At 71.0% G+C, this 23,528-nt stretch carries 12 protein-coding genes; 10 read left to right on the top strand and 2 right to left on the bottom strand.

Translation table 11 applies throughout. The annotated features are described in order from the left end of the window. Positions 1-4: 4 nt before the first annotated feature. The 3 genes from AS594_RS37815 (at position 5) to AS594_RS37805 (ending at position 13,238) form a co-directional block, all read left to right on the top strand. On the top strand, positions 5-2,590 hold the full coding sequence (locus tag AS594_RS37815; RefSeq protein WP_141746937.1) for a beta-ketoacyl synthase N-terminal-like domain-containing protein: 2,586 nt from the start codon (positions 5-7) through the stop codon (positions 2,588-2,590). After that, positions 2,587-6,039 carry a non-ribosomal peptide synthetase gene (locus tag AS594_RS37810; RefSeq protein ID WP_069931147.1) on the top strand — a complete coding sequence of 1,151 codons (3,453 nt, stop codon included), beginning with the start codon at positions 2,587-2,589 and terminating at the stop codon, positions 6,037-6,039. Before AS594_RS37815 ends, AS594_RS37810 begins: the two co-directional genes overlap by 4 nt. Before the next feature lie 62 nt (positions 6,040-6,101). Next, entirely contained in the window at positions 6,102-13,238 is a 7,137-nt protein-coding gene (locus AS594_RS37805; protein WP_069931146.1) for a hybrid non-ribosomal peptide synthetase/type I polyketide synthase, read from the top strand. A gap of 89 nt (positions 13,239-13,327) precedes the next feature. Here AS594_RS37805 and fabD read toward each other — a convergent pair whose 3' ends face one another. After that, positions 13,328-14,281: an ACP S-malonyltransferase gene (gene fabD, locus AS594_RS37800; RefSeq protein WP_069934062.1), complete on the bottom strand. Its 954-nt coding sequence runs from the start codon at positions 14,279-14,281 to the stop codon at positions 13,328-13,330. A 176-nt stretch (positions 14,282-14,457) separates the two neighbouring features. Here fabD and AS594_RS37795 point away from each other — a divergent pair, with 176 nt between their 5' ends. From AS594_RS37795 to AS594_RS37765, 7 genes are read left to right on the top strand one after another with little or no spacing between them, the layout of a single operon-like run. Continuing rightward, entirely contained in the window at positions 14,458-15,186 is a 729-nt protein-coding gene (locus tag AS594_RS37795; protein WP_069931145.1) for a thioesterase II family protein, read from the top strand. Continuing rightward, positions 15,177-16,547, top strand: a complete 1,371-nt coding sequence (locus AS594_RS37790) for an MATE family efflux transporter (RefSeq protein ID WP_079148534.1) — start codon at positions 15,177-15,179, stop codon at positions 16,545-16,547. Before AS594_RS37795 ends, AS594_RS37790 begins: the two co-directional genes overlap by 10 nt. 24 nt (positions 16,548-16,571) lie before the next feature. Continuing rightward, a complete protein-coding gene (locus tag AS594_RS37785; RefSeq protein ID WP_069931144.1) occupies positions 16,572-16,838 on the top strand; it encodes an acyl carrier protein in 267 nt (88 codons plus the stop codon). After that, complete coding sequence (locus tag AS594_RS37780; protein WP_141746936.1) at positions 16,835-17,167, top strand: acyl carrier protein; 333 nt, start codon at positions 16,835-16,837, stop codon at positions 17,165-17,167. The genes AS594_RS37785 and AS594_RS37780 overlap by 4 nt, the downstream gene beginning before the upstream one ends. After that, positions 17,160-18,788, top strand: coding sequence for an amino acid adenylation domain-containing protein (locus AS594_RS37775; RefSeq protein ID WP_069931142.1), 1,629 nt, complete (start codon positions 17,160-17,162; stop codon positions 18,786-18,788). Before AS594_RS37780 ends, AS594_RS37775 begins: the two co-directional genes overlap by 8 nt. Then, positions 18,785-21,709, top strand: a complete 2,925-nt coding sequence (locus tag AS594_RS37770) for a non-ribosomal peptide synthetase (protein ID WP_069936094.1) — start codon at positions 18,785-18,787, stop codon at positions 21,707-21,709. Before AS594_RS37775 ends, AS594_RS37770 begins: the two co-directional genes overlap by 4 nt. Before the next feature lie 54 nt (positions 21,710-21,763). After that, positions 21,764-22,651 carry a phytanoyl-CoA dioxygenase family protein gene (locus AS594_RS37765; protein ID WP_079148533.1) on the top strand — a complete coding sequence of 296 codons (888 nt, stop codon included), beginning with the start codon at positions 21,764-21,766 and terminating at the stop codon, positions 22,649-22,651. Between the two features lie 600 nt (positions 22,652-23,251). Here the strand turns inward: AS594_RS37765 and AS594_RS37760 are convergent. After that, positions 23,252-23,491, bottom strand: a complete 240-nt coding sequence (locus AS594_RS37760; protein ID WP_206281771.1) for an HNH endonuclease — start codon at positions 23,489-23,491, stop codon at positions 23,252-23,254. Between the last annotated feature and the right edge of the window lie 37 nt (positions 23,492-23,528).

The following is a 23,528-nucleotide window of genomic DNA, read 5'->3' as shown; positions in this document are numbered from 1 at the left end:
CACCGTGAGCGTGCAGAACCCGGACGATGCCATCGCCGTGATCGGCATGGCATGCCGACTACCCGGAGCCCGGGACGTCGACCGCTACTGGTCAAACCTGCTGGCGGGAGCCCACTTCCTGGCCCCGCTCGACGAATCCGGCCTCCGGTCCAAGGGCGTACCGCACGACCGGTACGCCCGCGATGGATACGTAGCCGTCTCGGGCGCCGTCGACGCTGTCGAACACTTCGACTCACCCTTCTTCGGGATCGCGCCGGCCGAGGCCGACACGATGGACCCGCAGCACAGGCTGTTCCTGGAGGAAGCCGTGCACGCCCTGGAGGACGCGGGCTGGGCGGGCCGCGCTGCAGGACAGCGCGTCGGAGTGTTCTGCGGCAGCGGCGAGAACCAGTACGGCCGGCTGCTGCCGGAACCGGACGAGGCAGCGGGCAGCCACCGCAGGATGTCGGACGCGCCGGCGATGCTGCCCCTGCGGGTCTCCTACCACCTCGACCTGCGCGGCCCGAGCGTCTTCGTGAACACCTTGTGCTCCACCGGACTGACCGCCGTGCACTTGGCCCGGCAGAGCCTGCTGGCGGGAGACTGCGACGTCGCCCTGGCCGGCGCGGTGTCCGTACAGCTGCCGCACGAGCACGGATACGCCCCCCAGCAGAGCGCGGTCCTGTCACCGGACGGCACGCTGCGTCCCTTCGACCGCGCCGCGAACGGGACGGTGCCGGGCAGCGGAGTCGGCATCGTCGTCCTTAGGCCGCTGGCCGCCGCGCTCAGAGACGGAGACCGCGTCCACGCGGTGCTGCACGGCACGGCAGTCAACAACGACGGCTCCGACCGCCAGAGCTTCGCCGCGCCCAGCGTCGCCGGACAGCGCGATGTCATACTCGCGGCCGTCGCCGACGCCGGGGTGGACCCCCGCGCCATCGGCTACGTGGAAGCACACGGCACCGGCACGCCCCTCGGGGACCCCGTCGAACTAGCCGCTCTGCGCGAAGCACGTGAGCGGCTCGGTGTGGACACGCCATGCGCGATCGGGGCCGTAAAGTCGTCCATCGGGCACCTGGACACGGCCGCGGGCATGGCCGGACTCATCAAAGCGATCCTCTGCGTGCGCGAAGGCGTCATTCCGGCGACGGTCAACCACCGGGAACTGCTCCCGTCGGCCGACGTGAAAGGCAGCGGACTCTACGTCAACACCCGGCGCCGTCCTTGGCCGGAGAACGGGCGGCCGCGGTGCGCAGCCGTGTCCGCGCTCGGCGTGGGCGGCACGAACGCCCACGCCGTGGTCGGCCACCACGGCGCCGCCGCCGAACCAAGCGGCACCGACGGCGCAGCCCCGGAGGTGTTCCCGCTTTCGGCGCGCACGGAAAACGCCTTCCACGGACTGAGGGAGAGCCTCGCCCACGCCGTGACCGCCAGTGGTGACAGGGCGGCTGCGGACGTGGCCCGTACGCTCCAAGACGGCCGTATGCCGCGCGAACTGCGGCGCGCGTGGGTCGCCCGCTCGCTGCCCGAGCTCGCGGCACTGCTGAAGGAGGAGGAGGACCCCGTCCCCGCCGGGCCGCTCGAGGTAGCCCTGGACCTCGGCTCCGCCGTACGTCCCGAGCCGTCCCTGACCGACCGGCTGCCCGCGTTCGGCACCGCCCAGGACCGCCCCGACGCGACCGAGCGGGCATTCCTGCTGGGATACGCCGCTCTGGAAGAACTCGCGGCCCTCGGTGTGCGGGTCGGCACGGTCACGGCCCACGGGGCGGGGGAGTACCTCGCGGCGGCCTACGCCGGTGCGCTGGACCGAGACGTCGCCCTGCGGTGCGCCGTGCGGCACGAAGCCATCCGGGCCGTCGTGCACGGCGGCGACCTGAGCGCGTGCGAGCGGCACCTTGCCGCCATAGAAGACGACCTGCGGTCCCATCCACCCGCCCGTCCGGAGAGCGCCCTGCGTTCGCTCAGCCTGGGCGAGACGGTGCCCGCAGGAACCGCGCCGTCCGTCGACCACTTCCTCGACGTGGCGCAGGCCTCCGTCATGGACGGCGAACCGGCCGCCTTGCCGGGGGACGCCGCAGATCTCATGGGCGCGCTGGCCTCCTGGAAGAACTGGCTGGAGCTGGCCGCGTGGTGCTGGGAGCGCGGAGCCAACCTCGACTGGGCCCGGCTGCGCGGCACGTCCGCACACACGGTCGCCCTGCCCCTTTACCCCTTCGACCCGCGACGGCACTGGGCGATCACGGCCCCGGACGGCACCCCAGCTCTCCCTGATCCCAAGTCCGAGGCGAAGTCCGAGCCCGTGCCTGCCGCCGGTGCGCAGGAGGACGTCGTCGCCGTCGTCATGGAGACCTGGCGGTCCGTGCTCGGTGAGCCGGACGTCGAACCCGACTCCAACTTCTTCGCACTGGGCGGGCATTCACTGGTGGCCGCCCAGATCGTGGCCCGCCTGCGGGAAGGTTTCGGCGTCGGTATCCCCATCGGTGACCTGCTGGATGCCGAAACACCCGAAGGGATGGCCGAGCTCGTGCGTGAGCAGCGAGCGTCCGCCGAGCTCTACAGCAAACTGACCGCACATCACACTGCCGACCCGACAGGGAGCTTCGAGCTGTGACGACCACGACCGAGATACTCCGGCAACTCGCGGACCTCGGGGTACGGCTGGAAGAGCGGGACGGCAGGCTCTCAGTCACCGGCCCCACCGCGGCGCTGACGGACGAGTTGAAGCAGATGCTGCGCGACCACCGCGACCCCATCCTGCGGTTCCTGCGGGAACAGCGGCGCGAGGACGCCGAACGCACGCTGCGCGTCACCCGCGCCGACCGCTCGGGCCGCATCCCCGCTTCCCGGGCCCAGCAGCAGATGTGGCTGAGTGAGCAACTCGCCGACGACGGCCCGCCCGTCTACAACATGTACTTCGCCATGGAACTGCACGGCGATCTCGATGTCGCGGCCCTGCGCTGGGCAGTCGGGGAACTGGTCGGCCGACACGAGATCCTGCGCACGGCGCTCTCCCAGAGCGAGGGCGTGCTGGTCCAGACGATCGCACCGGAGTGCCCCGCACCCTTCCACGAACACATGGCCGCCCAGGACGACGCGGACGCCATCGTACGCACCCTCGTCTCGCACCGCTTCGACCTGTCCCGTCCCCCGCTGAGCCGGTTCGACCTGATCAGCACCGGCCCCGGGCAGTGGCTCTTCCTCGTCACCCAGCACCACGCCATCTCGGACGGATGGTCGACGGGCATCCTCAAACAGGAGCTCGCGGAGCTGTACCGCGCCCGGGTGGCCGGCCGCCGCCCCAAACTCGCAAAACTTCCCCTCCAGTACGCAGACTTCGCTCACTGGGAAGAGCGCTGGCTGGCTGGCCCGGCGGCCGAACGGCAGCGCGACTTCTGGCGCCGGACACTGGCCGATCCGCCACCGGCGCTCGACCTGATGCCCGGCCGGGGTCACGGGACGGCCCCCGGACACAGCGGATCGGCTCTGGAAATCCGCTACGACGAGGATCTGCTGGACCGGATGCGCACCCTGTGCGCCGAGACCGGCACCACCCCCTTCACCGTACTGGTCTCGGCCTACACTCTGCTGCTCTCACGGCTCTCGCGCAGCGAAGACGTCGTGGTGGGAAGCCCTCTGGCGAACCGTCCGCACGCGGACCTGGAACGTGCCATGGGCCTCTTCTTCAACCTCGTCCCAGTGCGGACGCGCGTGGACGAGCGGCTGACCATCCGCGAATATCTGGCGTCGGCCAGGCGTGCCGTACACGACGCATTCGCCCACCGGGAACTTCCTTTCGAGCAGGTCGTTCAGGCCGTCGCACCGCGGCGCGAGGGGGCGCACACCCCTGTCTTCCAGACCGTGTTCCTGTTCCAGACGTTTCCCGACACCGATTTCGACCTGCCGGGCGTGCGCAGCACTCCCATGGACGTGCCGACATACTCCACTCAGTACGACGTCATGTTCCGTCTCAGCCAGCACGAGGACGGCCTGCGCGGCCTGCTCACCTACAGCGACCGGCAGTTCACCGAGGACGAGGCCCGGCGCTTCGTCGCCGCCTACCGCCACCTGCTCGAGGGCATGTGCCGAGTGCCGGACCGCCCTCTGGCGGAACTCGGACTCCTCGACACCGAGAGCGCCAGGTTGATCGAACGGTGGAACGGCGCGACGGCCCGACCGGTGCCGGACCGCCCCGTCCACGAGGACATCCTGGCGCGGCTGGCCGAGGAGCCGCAGCAGCCGGCCGTGACGTTCCGCAGCACCACCCTGACCCGCGGCGACCTGGCGCGTCACGCCGCGTGTATCGCGGCAGGGTTGCGAGCCGCCGGCCTCCGGCCCGGCCAGCGCGTGGGCATCCTCATGCCGCGGACCCCCGAACTGGTGGCGGTGCTGCTCGGCGTGATGTCGGCAGGGCTGGTGTACGTGCCGCTGGACGGCTCCGCACCGGCGAGCCGGCTGGAGGCGATGGTGGAGACGGCCGACTGTACCGCGCTCGTCGCCGACGACCCCTACCACGCGGCCTGCCCCGGTTTCGACGGCCCCCGCCTGGCCACGGCCGAGCTGCTGAACACCCAAGCCGGCGACCTGTTGCCCGGCCCGACGACCGGGTCGGCGTACGTCATCTTCACTTCCGGCTCGACCGGCGTGCCCAAGGGCGTCGAGGTCACCCACTCCAACCTCGCCAACCTCTTCGTCACCCTCGACGACGTCATCCGGCCCGATGACACCACCGTATGGCTGTCCGTCACCGCGGTCACCTTCGACATCGCAGTGGTCGAGCTACTGTGGACGCTGGCCCGGGGCATACCGGTCGTGCTCGCCGAGAACCTGGAGACACTGCGCCAATCCACGGCCGGTTCGGACCCAGCCGAGCCCGTGGCTGTCCCCGACCTGATCCTGGCCTCCGGCGCGACCGCGATGCAGGCCACCCCCACCCTCCTGCGCACCGTGCTCATGCTGCCCCGCGCCGCCGAGGCCCTCGGCACGCTGCGGATCCTTATGGTCGGCGGCGAGCCGCTCGACCTGACGCTGGCGCGCAAGCTGAAGGCGCTCGGCATCCCCCGCGTGATGAACATGTATGGCCCCACGGAGACCACGGTGTGGTCCAGTTCCTGGGCGCTGCCCGACAACCCCGAGCGCGTCCTCGTCGGCCGGCCGCTGGCCAATACCGCCCTGTACGTCACCGACCCCCGGCTCAACGCACTGCCGGTCGGCATGTACGGCGAACTCGTGATCGGCGGCGCCGGAGTGGCCCGGGGTTACGTCGGCAAACCGGACCTCACGTCCGAGCGATTCCCGCTGCGCCCGGACCTGCACCCGGACGGCCCGGTCTACCGGACCGGAGACCTGGCCCGGCTGCTGCCGGACGGCACCGTGGAGCTCTCCGGACGCCTGGACAACCAGATCAAGCTCCGGGGGCACCGGATCGAGCTGGAGGATGTCGAGCAGGCGGTCAACGCCGTCCCGGGCGTCACCCAGTGTGCCGTGGTGCCGCAGGGTGACGGCGCGCAGCAGCTGCTGGTCGCCCACTACGTGCCCCGGCCCGGCGCGGTGCTCGACGAGGCGACGCTGCGCTCGGCCGTCTCCGAGCGGCTGCCGGCCGTCATGGTGCCATCGGCGTTCGCCGCGATCCCGCGCCTGCCCACCACCACCGGCGGCAAGGTCGACCGCGCGGCGCTGCCCGTCGTGCCGCTGCACCGCCCCGACGACGCCACGGCGCAGCCGGCCCACGTGCTGGAACGGCGGCTGCTGGAGATCTGGAGCGGCGTCCTGGGCGTCGACGGCCTGCGGGTCACGGACGACTTCTTCGAGGCCGGCGGCTCCTCCCTGCTGGTCGTGCAGCTACTGGCGGAGGTACGCGAGCACGTCCATCCCGAGGCGCGCGTCATCGACTTCTTCAGCTTCCCCTGCGTCCGTGCGTACGCGGCGCACATCGCCGGCCGCAGGGAGAGCGCGTCCGGCACTGTCCCGCATTCCCGCGTTCCCGCGGACGGCGCCGATGCCGTCGGCCGACGACAGCGTATGCGGCAGGCGGCGCAGCGGCGCCGGGAGCGAGCCGGCTGATCCGACTCGCCCCGGGCCGCCCCGCCCTGACCCCCACCTGCTGATCAGATGGAGACCGTGAAATGACCGAAGCCGCCGAGCTGTCCGACGACGTGCCGGCCATCGCCATCACCGGCCTGGAATGCCGCTTCCCGGGCGCCGAGTCGGCCGAGGAGTTCTGGGAACTCCTGCGCGAAGGCGTCGACCCCCGCGAGGAGGTGCCGGAGGAGGACCTGCGCCGGGCGGGCCGCGCCTGGGCGCTGTCCGACCCCTCCTACGTCGCCGTGCGCAAGACCTTCGCCGATCCATCGCTGTTCGACGCCGACTACTTCGGGATGTCCCCGGCAGAGGCCGCCGTCACCGACCCCCAGCAGCGGTTCCTGCTGGAGACCGCCGTGCACACGCTGGAGGACGCCGGGCTCGTCCCAGCGTCGTTCCCGGGCCGCATCGGCGTCTACCTCGGCGTCAACATCTCCGACTACCTCCTGCACAACGTGCTGCCGCACCCCGAGGCCATCGCGCCGCTCGGCTTCCACCGGGTCCTGATGGGTAACGACCGCGGGTACACGGCCACCCAGCTCTCCTATCGCCTCGGACTCACCGGGCCCAGCCTTGCCGTGGACTGCGCGTGCTCCTCCAGCCTCGCCGCGGTGCACCATGCGTGCCGGGCGCTTATGGACTACGAGGCGGACGCGGTACTCGTTGGCGGTGCCGCGATCAATCCGACGGACGTCGGCTACGCGCCCGTCGAGGGCGGTATCTCCTCGCCCGACGGCCGCTGCCGTCCCTTCTCGGCGGATGCAAGCGGGACGGTGTTCTCCAGCGGCGTCGGCATGGTGGTCATGCGCCGGCTCGACGAGGCGCTGGCGGACGGCGACCGCGTCCTCGCGGTCATCCGCGGCGGCGGGCTCAACAACGACGGCGCCCGCAAGAGCGGATACACGGCGCCCAGCGTGCAGGGGCAGGCCGAACTCATCGCCGAGGTGCACGAACTGGCGGGGGTCACCGCGGACCGGATCTCCTACGTCGAGGCGCACGCCACCGGCACGCCGCTAGGTGACCCTATCGAGGTCGGCGCGCTCACCGAGGCGTTCCGGCGGACCACGGACGGCGTGGGCCACTGCGCCATCGGCTCGGTCAAGTCCAACATCGGCCACCTCGACTCGGCGTCCGGCATCGCCGGCCTGATCAAGGTGGTGCTCTCGCTGTGTCATCGGCAGCTACCCGCCACGCTGGGCTGCGAGCAGCTCAACCGGCACATCGACTTCGACGCCTCGCCCTTCCGGGTCAACACGGGGTTGCGGCCGTGGACCGGGCCGCGGCCCCTGCTCGCCGGCGTCAGCTCGCTCGGCGTGGGCGGCACCAACGTTCATCTGCTGGTCGAGGAGGCCCCGGACACCACCAACCGGCCCGGGGGCGGGCAGCAAGGCGCCGAGCCCCGGCAACTGCTGCTCTTCTCCGCCCGGTCCACCGCCGCGCTGGACGCCTTGGAGGAGGCGGTACGGTCCCGGGTCGCCGCGAGCACGCCGGACGACGCCAGTGACGTCGCCTTCACCCTGACCGCTCGCCGTACCGTGCATCCCCTGCGCCGCGGTCTGCTCTGGCGCGGGGACGGTGAGCCGCTGTTGCTGGACGCCCGGCTCCCGGACCCGGCACTGGCCGGACGGGCACCGGCGTTCTCCCTCACCGACGAGGTCCTGCCGCACGAGGCCGTGTCGTCGTTGCTGGAGAGCCGACCGGCGTTCTCCGAGCAGGTGCGGCGGCTGACCGCACACTGCGTACTCGCGCCGACGTCGGACGTCGATCCGTTGGCCCACCTGCGGCGGACGGCTCCCAGGGCCGCGGCCACGGTGACGGCACTCGCCTGCGCCGCACTGTGGGCCGAGCACGGCGTACGCCCTGGCGCCGTCGTTGCCACCACCGGAAACCGGCCGGCGGCCGCCGTGATCAGCGGCGTGGTGGCAGACGCGGACGCGCCCAGGATCGTGGCGGCCCTGGCCCGGGGAGTCGACCCTGCCGGGGCGCTGACCGGAGTGGCGCTGCGTCCCGCGACGATCCCCTGGTACGACGCCGACGGAGCCGAACTGTGCCCGGCGGGCAGGACGCCCGACGCGACCGTGGCGTTCGGCGTCGCCCCCGCTTCTCGCGGGCAGCGCACGCTCCCACCGAGGGTTCCGGCGCTCCTGAACCCCGTACCGGTCGCCGAGCTGGCGCCGCCGATGCCATCGGTGTTCCCCGACGCGGTCGCGCTCACGGTCGCCAAGGACGTCCGGCCGGGGATCGAAGCCCTGATGGCCGCACTGGGACAGGCCTGGGTGGCGGGGTTGGTCGAGGGCTCGGAACGGCTCGCGCCGGCCGACGGCCCCCGCCGCTTCACGCAGGTGCCCCACTATCCGTTCCAGCGCGGGCGCCATTGGCTGGAGGCTCGGCCTGCGCCGGGGGCCGAGGTCCCCGCCGCCGAGCGTCCAGCTGGCCCCGACGGACAGAGCGCCGATGTCCTCGAACAGACGGCTCGGCAGATGTTCGCCCAGGCGACCGGACGGAGCGACATCGACCCGGCGGACGATCTGTTCTCCCTCGGCGGTGACTCGCTGCTCGCCACCCGGATCGTGGCCCAGGCGCGGCAGCACTGGGGGAGGAGGATCCCGCTCGGCTCCTTCATGCAGGAACCGACCCCCGCAGGGCTGGCCCGACTGGCCGCCATGACGGAGCCGCCAGTGACCGGTGCCGGCGCGTCCGTCGGTCCGGCGCCCGCGGTCCCGGTCGAGGGCGCCGGACCGGCACCGGCCACCTCCATCCAGGAGGCGTTCCTCTTCCTCAGCGAGTTCGAGGGAGCCGCCGAGGCGTACAACGTCCCCGTGCTCGCCGACCTGCGTGGCCCCGTGGATCGCGGCGCGCTGCGGGGGGCACTGGCCGATCTCGTCGCCCGCCACGAGACCCTGCGCACGGTGTTCCGCACCACCGGCGGTACCCCCCTCCAGGTGGTCGAGGAGCAGGCACAGGTGGACGTCCGGGAGGAGGACGTGGCCGACGACGATGCCCTGCGTAAGGCGATCGCCTCGTTGCTGGACACCACCATCCCCACCGACCGCGCTCCTTTGTGCGCCGTCCGGCTGTTCCGCATGGGGCCCGACCGGACCGTCCTGGCCCTCGCTCTGCACCACCTCGTCGCCGACGCCACGTCCATCGGGATCCTCCTGCGCGACCTGTATGCCCTCTACCAGGGCCGTACCGGTGACGGCGCACCCGACCTGCCGGCCATCGCGAGCCTCGCTGCCCAGCACGCGAGGGCCGAGGCCGACTGGCTCACCACCGCGGAGGCGGACCGGCAGCGCGCCTTCTGGCGCCGGGAGCTGGCCGACCTGCCCGCGGGCCTGGAACTCTCCGGTGACCGTCCGCGCGGTGCCCGGCGCAGCTACCGGGGCGACAAGCTCAGCTTCACCCTGCCGCCGCAGACAGCGCAGTCCGTGCACACCCTCGCCTCCGAGGAGTCGACGACACCGTTCGTGGTGGTCCTCACCGCGTTCTCCGTACTGCTGGCCTCGCTCTCCGACCAGAAAGACCTCGTGGTCGGCTGTCCGGTGTCGGGCCGCCACCGTCCTGAGACCCGCGACCTCATCGGCAACTTCGTCAACACGCTTCCGATCCGGAGCACGATCTCGGCCGGTCAGTCGTTCCGTTCCCTGCTGCGGGAGACGGCCCGGCGCGTGACCGGCGCCATGGATCACCAGGAACTGCCGTACGAGGTCATGGCGCGGGACGCCGTCCGCGGCCCGGAGGGACGCGGTGAGGCTTCCCCGGTCTTCCAGGCGCTGTTCAACCTGCTGCATCCGGGAAGCATGACCGCGCCCCCGCCGACGGGAGTCGACGTCAGGCCGCTGCCCTTCGATCGCTCCACCAGCCCTTACGAACTGTCCCTGGACTGGTGGACCGAGAACGGCACCATCGGTGGCCGCTTCATCTACGACACCGACCGCTTCACCCGGCAGACGGTCCACGCGTGGCGGGAATCGTTCGCCTTCCTGCTGGAAACCCTCACCCGCACCCCCGACGCCGCCGTCGACGGCGTCCCCGCCGAGCGCCCGGCCCAGGCCCGGCGCACGGCGGCGGCGCTGACCGGCCCCCGGGTGCGGGTACCGGACCTGCCCGTGCACGCGGTCTTCCTGGAGCACGCCGCACGCCACCCGGAGAGGGAGGCGGTGAGCGACGGACAGCAGACGCTCACCTACCACGAGCTGGCACGTCTGTCCGCGGGCGTCGCCGGCCTCGTGACCTCGCACGGGACCGGCATCGGAGACCCGGTCGGCATCGCCCTGCCGCGCGACGCCCGGATGATTGTCGCCCTGCTGGGTGTGCTGCGCGCCGGTGCCACCCCGGTGCCCTTGGACCAGAGCCACCCACGCGCTCGGCTCGCCGCCATCGCCGAGCACTGCGGTACCCGCCTGGTGCTGTGTGACGCGGCGGAGGAGGCAGACTTCCTCCCCGAGGGCGTGCTACGGATCGCCCTCCCGGAAGTGTCCGGGATACCTGCGCTGGACGGTTCCGCTCCCGGCGACCGGGTCGCCCCGGCGGTCGGCTCCTACCTCACCTACACCAGCGGCACTACCGGGCGGCCCAAGGGCATCCACTTCCCCCACGGTGCGCTGGCCAACCTGATCCACTGGGAGACCGACGGTTACACCAAGGCCAGGCGCTGGCTGCAGTTCGCCTCCTTCGGCTTCGACGCGGCCTTCCACGAGACTTTCGCCGCCCTGTGCTCCGGCGGATCGATCCACGTGGCCGACGAGGAGACCCGGCACGACCACGACGCGCTCGCCGAGTTCGTCCATCGTCACCAGGTGCAGAAGGCGATCCTGCCGGTGTCGCTGGCGCACGCCCTGGCCACCCGCTTCGAGCAGGACCCCGCTCGCTTCGCCTCCTTGCGGGAGATCGCCACCACGGGTGAGCAACTCCGGCTCAGCGCGTCGATCCTGGCGTTCTTCGAGAAGCTGGACGGCTGCCGACTGATCAACAACTACGGTCCCGCGGAGACTCACGTCGTCACCTCCTACACCTTCTCGGGCCCGCCGGCTGACTGGCCGCGGTACGCGCCGATAGGCCGTCCGATCCAGAACGTCACGCTCGGGCTGGAGAGCTCCGACGGACTGCGGGCCATGCCATGGGGATCCGTTGGCGAACTGGTCATCGGCGGACCGTGCGTGGCCACCGGCTACCTGGACGAACCGGTGCTGACCGAGGCGCGGTTCACCGTGGCCGCCGACGGGCAGAGGCAGTACCGCAGCGGGGACCGGGCGCGCCTGCTGCCCTTGGGCGACGTGGAGTTCCTCGGCCGCCGCGACCAGCAGGTCAAGATCCGCGGACACCGGGTGGAACCGGGAGAGATCGAGGTGGTGATCCGCGAGGATGCCGATATCGCGGACGTGGCGCTGGTCGTGCGCGGCACCGAGGGCGACCGGCGCATCGACGCCTACCTGGTCCCGGTCCCCGGGGCCGACGCGATCGGTCCGCGTACGCGCGGGCGCCTGGCCGGGGTCTTGCCTCCGGCGCTGGTGCCCTCCACCTTCACCGTGGTGGACCGGCTGCCGGTCAACGCCAATGGAAAGGTGGACCACGCCCTCCTCCCGCCCCCCGGCACGGCCGCTCCCCAGGCCGGCACGCGGGATCCGAGGCTGGAGCAAGCACTGCCTCACGAGCACGAGCACGGTCACGACGTACTGGGGCGTGTTCTGGAGGCGTTCCGACAGGTGCTCGACCAGCCCGGCCTCGGAGCCGACGACGACTTCTTCCAGGCCGGAGGGCATTCGCTGCTAGCCACCCGGCTGGTCCACATGGTGCGTGAAGAGCTCGAAGTGCGCCTGTCCATCGCTGACTTCTACGAGTGCGGCACCGCCCGGGACGTCGCTGGCCTGGTAGCGGGGCGCCGAAGGCTCGGCGCCGCGCATCCCGACGAGGAACTGCCTCCGGCCACCACGACGGTCGTCCTGCCACCGGGCCTAGCCGTCCTGGCCGACCGTCCGGGACCGGACCGGCAGAAGACCGCCGTGTACGACACCGGCCTGCAGTTGGACCCGGAGCGGTTACGGGACGCCGTCGCCCTGCTGCTGGAGCGGCAGCCGGCCCTGCGCCTGCGCGTCGCGGAATCACACCGTGCCGAGCCGACAGACACAGGCGCGGTCGTCGCCGACGCCGTGGTGCGGCGCCGCCTGCCGGAGAACGTTCCCTCCGAGCGGCTGGTGGACTGGCTGTACGAGCGCGGCCAGGCCGAGCCGATCGACCCGCACACCGGTCCGCTCGTGCGCGTGGCCACCGTCGACGGGCCCGACGGCTCCGGCTTGCTCGCCGTCACCGTGCACCTGCTGGCGCTCGACGGCCGAGGACTGGACAATCTGTGCCGCACGCTGGACGAGGCCTACACGCGGACGGCCGCACCGCGCGAGACGGACGACGGGTTCCTGCGCTACCTGGCATGGCGCAACACCCTGCCGGGCAGCAACCGGCGAACCGAGGCCGTCGGACTGTGGCGGCGTCTGCTCGCCCCGCTCTCCACCGCCCCCCGACGGGCTGCGCACCCGGCCCGGGAACCCGGCCGCCGGTCCTGGGCACCGGACGCGATCCTCCAGACAGCGCTCCGAGCGCGCTGCGCGCAGCAGCGGACCACCCCGTTCACCCTGCATCTGACCGCTCTTGCGGTGGCACTGGGCCGGATGGGCGCAACGGACGCGGTGTGTCCGGCGATACCGCTCGACGGACGCTTCCAGCGGAGGCTCGACGGATCGGTGGGCGCGTTCGCCAACATCGTGCCGATGCCCCTGCTGGTGCCGGGCGACCGGCCGCTCGGCCGGCTCCTGGAAGACGCACGGCAGACCGTCGACCAGGTGCTGTCCGTAAGCGCGGTGCCGTACGCGGACCTGGCCGCGGAGCACTCCGATCTCGCGGCCTTCGACGACCTGGACGTGGTGTTTAACTACGCCAGGGACGACGAGCCACTGCGGTTCGGGACCGGGACGCTGCGCGACGTCGGGCCCGATCCGCTGACTCCCGGCCGGCGGCTGCACCTGACGGTCGTCGACAGCCAGAGTTCCTTCCGAGCCCTGCTGCGCCATGACGCGGCGACCGGCGGCGACCGGCTGCTCGCCCTGTACCGGCAGGCCCTGTACGGCCTCGTCTTCGAACCGGAGTCAACTGCCGACTCGCTCGACCCGCGACGAGCGGGCGCATGACCGCCCCCGCGCACCCCGTCGGCACCGCGCACCGGGCCACGCGCCGCCCGTGGTGGGCGCCCCGCACCGGGGCGCCCACCGGGCGCCCGTCACACCAGGATGCCGCCCAGCTTCTCCACCGCCCGGTCGATCTGGCGGCCGGTTCCCGCAGGCATCGCGGGGATGGCCGGATGCACGGAGCGGCTCAGGTTGCTCAGCACCCGCCCCGGTCCGGCCTCGACGAACGCCGACACCTCCTCGTGGCCGAACATGGTCAGCGTTTCGTGCCAGCGCACCGGGGCGGCGAGCTGCTCGGCGAGCAAGGCACGGGCCTCCTGTCCCGAATGCACGTAGGAAGCCGTCACGTTGGCCACCACGGGGACGTGAGGAGTGCTGAAGGCGGTGGCCGCCAAGTGCTCGCCGAACTCCGCGGCGACATCCGCCATCAAGGAGCAGTGGAAGGGGGCTCCGACGCTGAGCTCCTTCGCGTGGCTCGCGCCTTCCTCGAGCGCCCGCCGCGAGACCTCGGCCACGCCGTCGGCGTCGCCGGACACGACCGTCTGCTGGGCGGAGTTGTAGTTGGCCACCTCGACGACCCGTTGCCGTGCGTCGGAAACCTCCTCGCACAGCCCACGGATCCGCCCAGCGGGCAGTCCGACAACGGCCGCCATCCGCCCGGGAGTACGCCGGTTCACCTCCGCCATGAGCAGGCCGCGCCGGCGGACCAGCTTGAGGCCGTCGACCCAGTCGAGCGCGCCGGCGCACACCAGCGCCGTGTACTCGCCGAGGCTGTGCCCGGCCACCACCGACGGCCTGACCCCCTTCTCCCGCAGAACGGCCGCAGCCACCAGGCTGACGACGTAGACGGCCGGCTGGGTCACGGACGTGTCGCGCAGTTCCTCGGCGCTGCCTTCGAAGCACAGCCGGCTCAGCGGTATGTCGAGTACCTCGTTCGCGGTGTCGAAGTACGGACGCGCCAGCTCGGGATGCTGCTCCAGAAGTTCGGATCCCATTCCGGGAACCTGAGAACCCTGGCCCGGAAATACAAATGCAAGTCGACTCACGGCAGTCTCCTGCTCAAGGGAAAGTGATGCATAAAACGCGCTTTGACGGTAGATCACATTACCGGCCATCTGGCGCCAGGACAAAGCCCCCCACGGCTTTTCTGAGAAATCTGAGAAATGGCCGTCCGGGGGCATACCGCGATGCGACCTGGGAAGGGGAATTCACACTCGTTCTCGTGCATCACGCCGGCGGCTCCGCCGTCAGCTTCATGCCGTTGCGCGAGTTCCTCCCGGACGACTGGCGGCTGCTCGCGCTCGAACTGCCCGGCCGGGGTGCGGTGGCCGCCGCCCCCGTCCCCGCCACCATGGCGGACATGGTTTCGCTCCTGCTGCCGGCCCTGACCGAACAACTCAACGGACCCTATGCGCTGTTCGGGCACAGCATGGGTGCCCTGGTCGCGTACGAGCTCGCGCGGGAACTGGAGAGGCTTGGCATGCCGCCCGTCCTGCTGGGCGTCTCGTCGAGCCCGGCTCCGCACCTGCGGGGCGTGCGCGAAGGGTTCGGTGACCTGCGGACGCGGGAGAAGCTCGCCGGCTTCCTGCGCGACCTCGGGGGCACCCCGCCCGAAGCATTCGACGAACCCGAACTCATGGAGTACCTGACCCACGTTCTCCGGGTAGACCTGGACTTCCTGTTGAATTACACGGCGAACCCCTCGGGCGTTCTCGAGGTTCCGCTCGCCGTTTATTTCGGGGAGCGGGACCCGCTGGCGGGGCGTGATCTGGTATCCCCCTGGGCCGGGTATTCCTCGGTGCACACCGGATTCCGCTGCTGGCCGGGTGGCCATTTCTATCTTTTCGACCAGCCCGAGGAATTCGGCGCGCGGTGGACGCGGGACGTGCGCGCGGTGACGCGGGGTGCGGCACAGCATCAGGCCGCGCGGCAGGGAGCGTCATGGGCCTGACCCGGCAGACCGCCCCGGCCCCCGGTACCGGTGACCGCGTGCTGGTCAGACGCACCATCACAGCAGCGCTGCCGCTCTACCTGACCATGGTCGCCTCCTCCGCAGCCGGCCTGGTGGACACCGCCATGCTCGGCCGGCACGCCACCGCCTCCCTGGCCGCGTTCGCCCTCACGGTGGCCGTCTACACCCCGGCCACCGCGACCGTCGCCGGCGCCATGCGCGGGGTGATGCCCTTCGTGGCCGCCCACGATGACGACCCCGACGCCCTCGTGCCCGTGGTGCGGGACGGCATCTGGCTCGGCATCGTCACCGGGCTGCTGGGCGCCGGGGCCGTCTGCGCAGTGCCGCTCATCGGCCTGGTCTCCGGCGTCCCGGGGGAGACCCTGTCGGCGCTCGGCCCGCTTCCCCTCCTGCTGGCGGCGAGCGTTCTGGTGGCTGCCGTCGGCAACTCGGCCACGTCCACCCTGGTGGGCCTCGGCCGGTCCAAACTCGTGATGCGGGCCGGGACGACCGGCACCGCCGCGGCTGTGTTGCTCTCCCTGACGCTGGTGAACGGCGTCGGCCCGTTCGACGGGCTGGGGCTGCCCGGTGCGGGAGTCGCCATGCTGGTGTCCAGCCTGATCAGCGCGGTGGTCGCCCACTGGGGGCTTCGCCGGTCCACCATCCTGGCCGGCCATCCGCTCACCCTCGGCCGCCCGCACCCCCGCGCGGTGCTCGAACTGGCCGGCGTTGGCGTACCGCTCGCCGCCACCGTACTCATCAAGTTCGCCGTCCTCGGTGTGCTGGCCATCGCCGCCGCGCGGGTGGGCACCGTCAGCGCGGCCGCACACAGCATCGCCGTGTCCCTGGTCAGCCTCATGTTCACGGCCGCCGTCGCCATCGGCCAGGCCACTATCCCGCTGATGGCTCCCTACCTGAAGGCCAAAGACGTCCGCGGGCTGCGCGCCGCAGTACGCGCCGGAGCCAAGACTGCCCTCGGAGCGGTGGTCCTCCTGGGATGTGTCCTGGCGGTGCTGCGCGGGCCGGTACTGTCCCTCTTCACCCACGATCCCGCAGCTCGGCACCAGGTGCTGGCCCTGATTCCCCTGATGCTCCTGGTGGTGGTCACGGACGCGCTGCAGGCGGTGTTCGGCTTCGGGCTCATCGCGATCAGAAACACGGTGCCCAGCCTGATCGCCTTCGCCGTCTGCTACGGCCTGCTGGCCATGGCCGCCGTGCCGCTCACGGCCCTGGGCGGCCTGACCGCCCTGTGGCTCGCCCTGTTCGGCGCCAACGTCCTGCTGGTCGTCGGGCAGGTCGGCTTCTTCCATCAGCGCAGCGGCAGGCTCGCCGCTCCCGAGGCTGCGCTCGGCCGGACCTGAACCGCAAAAGGAGAACACGTACCCATGACACATCCGCAGAACGCCATGCCCGCGACACAGGCCGAATTGCAGACCGTGGTCCGGGAGACCTGGGAGCAGGTGCTCGGACACGCCGAATTCGGCGATGACGACGCCTTCCTGTCGGTCCACGGCGCCAACTCCCTCACCGCGGTACGGGTGATGGTCAGCCTCAGCGGCCGCCTCGGCACCCGCCTGCAGGTCCGCCTCATCATGCGTCACCGGACGGTGCAGGACCTGGCCGGCGCGATCCGGGAACAGGTGAGCGCGTGAGCGCCCCGGTCCGCCCCGGGGCGGCTTCGGGCACACGGCCGCCCCGGCAGCGGAGGGAGGAGATGTGCGAGGCCGACTACAGGGAACCAGACGGCGGCTTCGCGGCCACCGTGGCCGCCGTCGTCGCCGACGTGCTCGGAATCGACCGCGTCGGACTGGACGACAGCTTCTACGATTTCGGCGGAACGTCCCTGCAGGCCATCAGTCTGTGCGTCCGCTTGGAGAAGGCCACCGGCCGTGCGATCGAGCCGGTCGACGTCCTGGAGTACGACGTTCTGGCCGATCTGATCACCCTGCTCTCCGACGGATCGGAGGGCAGCCGTGGCTGAGTCTCCGCTCGACGCGTCGCTGGTCCACCACGCGGTGGCCCGGCACGCGCGGGCCATCCCGGACGCCGTCGCCCTGGTCCACCGGGACACGCGCATTGACTACGCGACACTGCACGCGGCGGCGGGTCAATACGCCGCCGAGCTCGCCGAGCACGGCGTAGGCCCGGGCGGCATCGTCCCACTGATGTTGCCACGCTCGCCGGAACTGGTCGCCGTGCAGCTGGCCGTCCTGCGGCTCGGTGCCGCCTACACCAGCCTGGACGTCCGCTGGCCGACCCCCAGGCTGCGGCAGGTGTTGGGGATGCTGGCCAACCCGACCGTCTTGGTTGCCGACCGCCCAGTCCCCCTCGACCACCCGCACGTGGTGTGGGCACCGCGCAACGATCCGTACCGGGCCGCCTCGGAAGGCACACGTCAGGCGCCCGCGGGGCACCCCTCGCCGGCGGACCCCGCCGCGGTGATCTTTACGTCCGGCACGACCGGCAGGCCGAAGGGCGTCGTGCTGCCGCACCGGGCGATCACACGCATTTTCCGCGACGGCGTGCCGATCGGATTCGGCCGGGGCAACGTCATGCCCCAGGCGGCACCACCGTGGTGGGACATGTACGCATACGAACTCTTCGGGCAGCTCATGACCGGAGGCACGTCAGTGCTGACGGACGGCGACCACCTGCTGCCGCAGATGTTGCGGCGCATGGTCGCCGAGCAGGGCGCCACCACACTGCGGCTGACCACGACGCTGTTCCACCTTTTCGTGGACGAGGACCCGGACTGCTTCACCGGGCTGCGTCAGGTCTACGCGGGCGGTGAGCGCATGTCACCTGGGCACGCCGCCGCGTTCCTGGCCCGTCACCCCGGCATCACCCTGGTCAACGGCTACGGCCCGGCCGAGAGCTGCATGCACGCCACATCCCGCGCGGTCCGGCCCGAGGACTGCGACCGCGCGGACGGGATCCCGCTGGGGACCCCGGTGCCCCACACCGAGGTGGCCGTCCTCGACCCCGACGGACGTTCCTGCCCACCTGGACAGGCGGGCGAGATTCACGTGACGGGGGAGGGGCTGGCCCTCGGGTACCTCGACGAGCCTGAGGCGACCGCACGCGCCTTCATCTCCGTCGAACTGCCCGAAACAACCGTGCGCGCCTACCGTACGGGTGACTTCGGCTACCTCGACGAGGCGGGCACGCTGCACTTCCTGGGGCGTACGGACCGGCAGCTCAAGATCCGCGGTCACCGCGTGGAGGCCGGGGAGATCGAAACCGCCGCCGCGTCCGTGGCCGGCGTGCGCTCCGTGGCAGTGGTGCCGCTGCGGGGCACGGACAGCAGTGTCACCGGGATCGCCCTGTTCTACACGTGCGACGAGGCCGGCGCGCACCAGGCCGGCGGAAAACCCGGTGAGGGGCACGACACCCTTCACGTACACAAGCACTTGGCGGCCGTGCTGCCGGACTACCTGGTCCCCGCGGTCACGTGCGCGCTGGAAGACCTTCCCCTCACCCCGAACGGAAAGCTGGACCGCGCAGCGCTGGAGAGCACGGCTTCGCGCCAGCGACGCCGGCGGCCCGCACGGCGGCCGGCGCGCCGAGCACCAGTCCGCCCCATCGAACGGAGCGAATCATGACCATCCCGGCCGACAGCGGCCCCACCGGCACCCGCACCGGACACGCCGCCGCCCACCGGCTGACCCGCGAGCAAGAGGCGATATGGATCAACGACGCGCTCTCCGAAAGCCGTTCGTGCTACACGGTGCTGTGGGCGCACCGCCTGCGCGGCGATGTCGACCCGGAAGCAGCCGAAGGCGCGCTTGATGAAGTCATCCACCGGCATGAGTCCCTGCGCAGCCGGTTCCTCATGGAGGACGGCATCCCGGTCCAGCGCGTCGAGGAGCGGCCCTGCCGTCCCCTGGTCCGAGCGGACTGCCCCGAGGCCGAGCTCGACGAACGGCTCGCGGCACTGGCGGCGGAGCCGCTCGACCCGGCCGACGGGCCGCTGTGGCCGGTGCTGCTGCGCATCTCGGACGACGACTGGGTGCTGGCTGTCCTGATACACCATCTGGTCATCGACGACTGGTCGCTGTCCCTCCTAGACCGGGAGTTCAGCCAGCTTTACCGGGCCCGAAGCCGACCGGACACCACGTCGGCCCGTCCCGCCGCGACCCCGCCGCCCCCGCAGCTCGGTGCCCACGCGGACGCCCAGCGCGTGACCCCCCTCAACGAGGACGACCTGCGTCACTGGACCGAACGCCTGACGAACGTGCCGGAAACCTGCACGATCCCTCCCGACCGGCCCCGCCCCGCGGAGCTGGGCACGCAGGGGGCGCGCATCGCCTTCCGCCTCGACGAAGACGTCGCTGTGGCCGTGCGCGGGCTCGCCCGCGCCACCCGCACCACGCCGTTCACCGTCTTCACGGCCGGGGTCACCGCTCTGCTGCACCGCCACGGCGCTGGTGACGACATCGTCGTCGGAACACCCGTCTCCCGTCGCGGGAACGCGGACCTCGACTCCGTCATGGGCTGCCTGAGCGACCTCATGCCGCTGCGCATCGACGTGGCCGCAGACGCGTCGTTCCGCGACCTCGTCCGGTCGGTCCGGTCCGAGGCCCTCGGCATGCTCCGGCACCGCGACATCTCCTTCGGCGAGTTGGTCAGACGGACCGTCACCGCCGAACAGCTGGGCAGGTTCCCCCTGTTCCAGACTGTTGTCCAGGTCAACGACTCACCAGGGCCCGGCCTGGAACTGCCGGGCGTCACGGCCGAGCGGCTGTACGCGCACTCCGGGACGGCCAAGTTCGACTTGTGCTTCGACCTCTCGGCGGAGGACGGTTCCTTCCGCGGGTTCCTCGACTACGCCACGGACCTCTACGACCCGGCCACCGCCCGGCGGATCGCCGACCGGTTCCGCACGCTGCTGGCCGCCGTGGTCGCCGACCCCGACCTGCCGCTGGCCAAGACGCCGCTGCTCACCGCGGACGAAACCGCGTTGGTGACCCGGACCTGGGCTCGGGCAACGAGCCCTGCCGACCCCCCGCCGCCGGTGCACGTGGCGTTCGAAGCCCAACGCCGGCGTACACCCGGCGCACCCGCCGCCGTCTGGCACGACCGGCAGCTGACCTACGAGGAACTGGGCACCGCCGCCGACCGGCTCGCCCACCAGCTGATCCGCAGCGGTGCGACCGGCCGCCCCGTGGGCATCCTGATGGACCGCAGCCTGGACATGGCCGTCGCGGTCCTCGCCGTACTGAAGTCTGGCTCCCCGTACGTGCCGTTAGACCCGGCCTATCCATCCGACCGCCTCGCCTACATGATCGAGGACAGCGGCCTGCACACCCTGCTCACCCAGCAGTCCTTGCACGACCGGTGCGCGGTACCTCGGTCCGTGCGCGTGCTCCAGCCGGAGCAGTGGGCCGAGGAGGCAGGCCCCGGCGCCGCGGACACGAGCCTGCCGGAGACCGGGGCCGACGACCTGGCCTACCTCATGTACACATCCGGCTCCACGGGACGGCCCAAGGGCGTGGCCATGCCGCACCGTCCCGTCGCCGGTCTGGTGCGGTGGCAATGCCACGATTCGGCAGCCGGCCCCGGCGACCGGACCCTTCAGTTCTCGGCGCTGAGCTTCGACGCCTCGTTCCTGGAGTTCTTCAGCACATGGTCCACCGGCGGCACCCTGGTCATCATCGACGCCGAGCAGCGCACGGACTACGACGCCCTGCTGGAGGTCATCGAGAAGCAGCGCGTGAAGCGCATCTTCCTTCCCTTCGTGGCGCTGCAGAGCATCGCCTTCTACGCCACCGCGATGGACCTGCCCGCACCGGCGCTGCGCGAGTGCATCACCGCCGGCGAGCAACTCCATGTGACTCCGGCCATCCGCGAGTTTTTCGGCGGGCTCGACGGTGCCGTGCTCTTCAACCAATACGGCCCCACGGAGACGCACAGCGTGAGCTCGCTGCGCCTGGACGGCGACCCGGCCGACTGGCCCCTCATGCCCACCATCGGCTACCCGATCAACGGCGCCGAGGTGTACATCCTCGACGAGCGGCTGCGTCCCCAGCCGGCCGGAGTGGTCGGCGAGCTGTGCGTCGCAGGACCGCCGGTGTCCCAGGGGTACTGGGGGCGCGCTGACCTGACGGCGGAGAAGTTCGTCCCGCATCCCCTGGACGATGGTGCGGGGACCCTGTACCGCACCGGTGACTTGGCGCGGTACCTGCCGAACGGCCAGATCGAGTTCCTCGGCCGCCGGGACGGCATGGTCAAGATCCGCGGTTACCGTGTCGAACTCGGGGAGGTCGAAGCCAGGATCCGCTCGCTCGAGGGCATCGCCGACGCCGTCGTGATCGCCGTGTCGTCAGACGTGGGCGACACCCGGCTCGTCGCCCACTACCGGCCCAGCACGCACCCGGCACCGTCTGCGGCGACCCTGCGGAAGGAGCTGGCCGACATCCTGCCGGAGTACATGCTCCCATCGGCGTATATCCCGATGAACGACGAGTTTCCGCGCACACCGAGTGGAAAGGTCGACCGGCGCGCCCTGACGAGGTTCCGATAGCCGGTCGAATGCCACCGGACAGCAGTCAGAACCACTATCTGAAAGAGGTGACGTATGTCCACTGCCACCGAGTCCGCGGTCAAGGACCTGAAGGGCACCTATGACCCTGACGGCTGGTGCGAGCTCCCCTATCGCTTCACGGACAAGGCGGTGAAACTCCTCAAGGAAGCGGTGGCCGCGATCAGTCGTGAGCGCAGGCCCGAGGTGGTGTACGAGAAGGACTCCGACACCGTTCGGGCTATCCACGGATGCCACGCCTTCGACGACCTGTGCGCCGCGCTTGTCCGACATCCGCGACTGGTCGCCCTGGCCGAGGAACTGACGGGCAAGCCGGTTTACGTCTACCAGTTCAAGGTCAACCTCAAACAGGCACACGAGGGGGCAGCCTGGCCGTGGCACCAGGACTATGCCTTCTGGAGCGAGGAGGACGGCATGCCGCGGCCCGACGCGGTCAACATAGCCGTCTCCCTCGATGACATCCATGAGGACAACGGGCCGCTCATCGTGATCCCCGGGTCCCACCGCATGGGCCTCTTCGACGTTCCGGAGAAGAGCGACGGCGAAGGCTTCACCTGGCAGCAGCACGTGTCGGCGGACCTCTCCTACACGGTAAGTGAGCAGCGAGCCGAAGACCTGGCCCGAAAGCATGGACGCGTACGGATCATGGGGCCGGCCGGTACGGTCCACGCCTTCCACCCGAGCATCGTGCACTCCTCGTCGAACAACCTGTCACCTGATCGCCGTGCGCTCTTGCTGATCACGTACAACGCCGTCGACAACGCGCCCCCGAACCCCACGCGGCCGGAGTTCCTCGTCGCCAGGGACTCCACGCCCGTCACCCCGGCCACCGACGACCGGCTCGCCATCGAGCCTCGGTCCCGGGTACGTGGGCGGCCGGCCGGCATCGCTCCGAACGGCGGTCGAATCTCCGACGGCCGCTGACGACTCTGTCGGGCTGCCCGGACCCATTGGGTCGGGGCAGCCCGACAGAGTCGTCGTGCACCGGCGTCTCTCCGCAGCCCCACTTGGAGCCCTGCGGCGTCTGCCTCGAGGGCAGGCGCAGAACCAGCCTCCAGGACGTTCTTGCCCTCTGTGCGACAAACAGGCGCATTCAGCCCGGTGCCCCTCCCGCAGCCGAGATCGCTCGGTGTCGGGGGTGCCCCTATGTCTTTGGTCAAGGGAAACGGGGTGTGTTGGGTCGGAGAGCCGGGCAGCGTAGCGGGGTGACCGGTGACCGACCCCTGTGGGATGACGTGAGTTCCTTCTTCGACCCGGACTTGATGGGGTCGCTGCCGGACGTGCGTGTCCCGAAAGATTTCGATGGAGGACTGGCAGGCGGTCCTCGATCTTGTCGTGGAGAAGGGCTGGAGTGCCAGTTGTCGGCGTACAAGTGAACGTGGTTGGGCGGCCCCGGGCCTCGCAGCCCGGGGCTCCCACAGAGTGAAGTAGGCCGCCGACGAGGTGCCCATGGTGTGGGTCCTTTTCCGACGGCGCCTTCCCGAACCGGACAGGCCAGTTTCCCGGCATCCGGCTCTCCAGTGATCATTTCCGTGGTGGTGCGGTGCCTCGTCCGGCATGGATGTCCTCGTGGCAGCGGCGGCAGATCACCAGGGTCTTGCGCCGTCGCATTGCCATCAGGTGCATCCATGCGGGCTTGTCCCGACGTCCTGGCCGGTTGAGGTCGGCGAGCTTGCGGACGTGGTGGACCTCAAGTTTCGTCCGGGCTTCGCAGATCTCGCAGCACTCGGCGAGGAGTCTGTGGATCAGCTCGTTTCGCTTCATGCTGGCCATGACCGGCCGTTGGTCGGTGAGGACTGCT

Origin of the sequence: Streptomyces agglomeratus, assembly GCF_001746415.1 — a bacterium.
In the GTDB taxonomy this organism is placed as follows: domain Bacteria; phylum Actinomycetota; class Actinomycetes; order Streptomycetales; family Streptomycetaceae; genus Streptomyces; species Streptomyces agglomeratus.
The sequence above is the reverse complement of the archived record's forward strand: the minus strand, read 5'-3'. Positions and strand labels throughout refer to the sequence as shown.

Bases quoted from the DNA above. Each gene is read 5' to 3' on its own strand.
- AS594_RS37805 (WP_069931146.1), top strand. From the start codon at position 6,102: ATGACCGAAGCCGCCGAGCTGTCCGACGACGTGCCGGCCATCGCCATC.
- AS594_RS37790 (WP_079148534.1), top strand. From the start codon at position 15,177: ATGGGCCTGACCCGGCAGACCGCCCCGGCCCCCGGTACCGGTGACCGC.
- AS594_RS37785 (WP_069931144.1), top strand. From the start codon at position 16,572: ATGACACATCCGCAGAACGCCATGCCCGCGACACAGGCCGAATTGCAG.
- AS594_RS37770 (WP_069936094.1), top strand. From the start codon at position 18,785: ATGACCATCCCGGCCGACAGCGGCCCCACCGGCACCCGCACCGGACAC.
- AS594_RS37765 (WP_079148533.1), top strand. From the start codon at position 21,764: ATGTCCACTGCCACCGAGTCCGCGGTCAAGGACCTGAAGGGCACCTAT.
- AS594_RS37760 (WP_206281771.1), bottom strand. From the start codon at position 23,491: ATGAAGCGAAACGAGCTGATCCACAGACTCCTCGCCGAGTGCTGCGAG.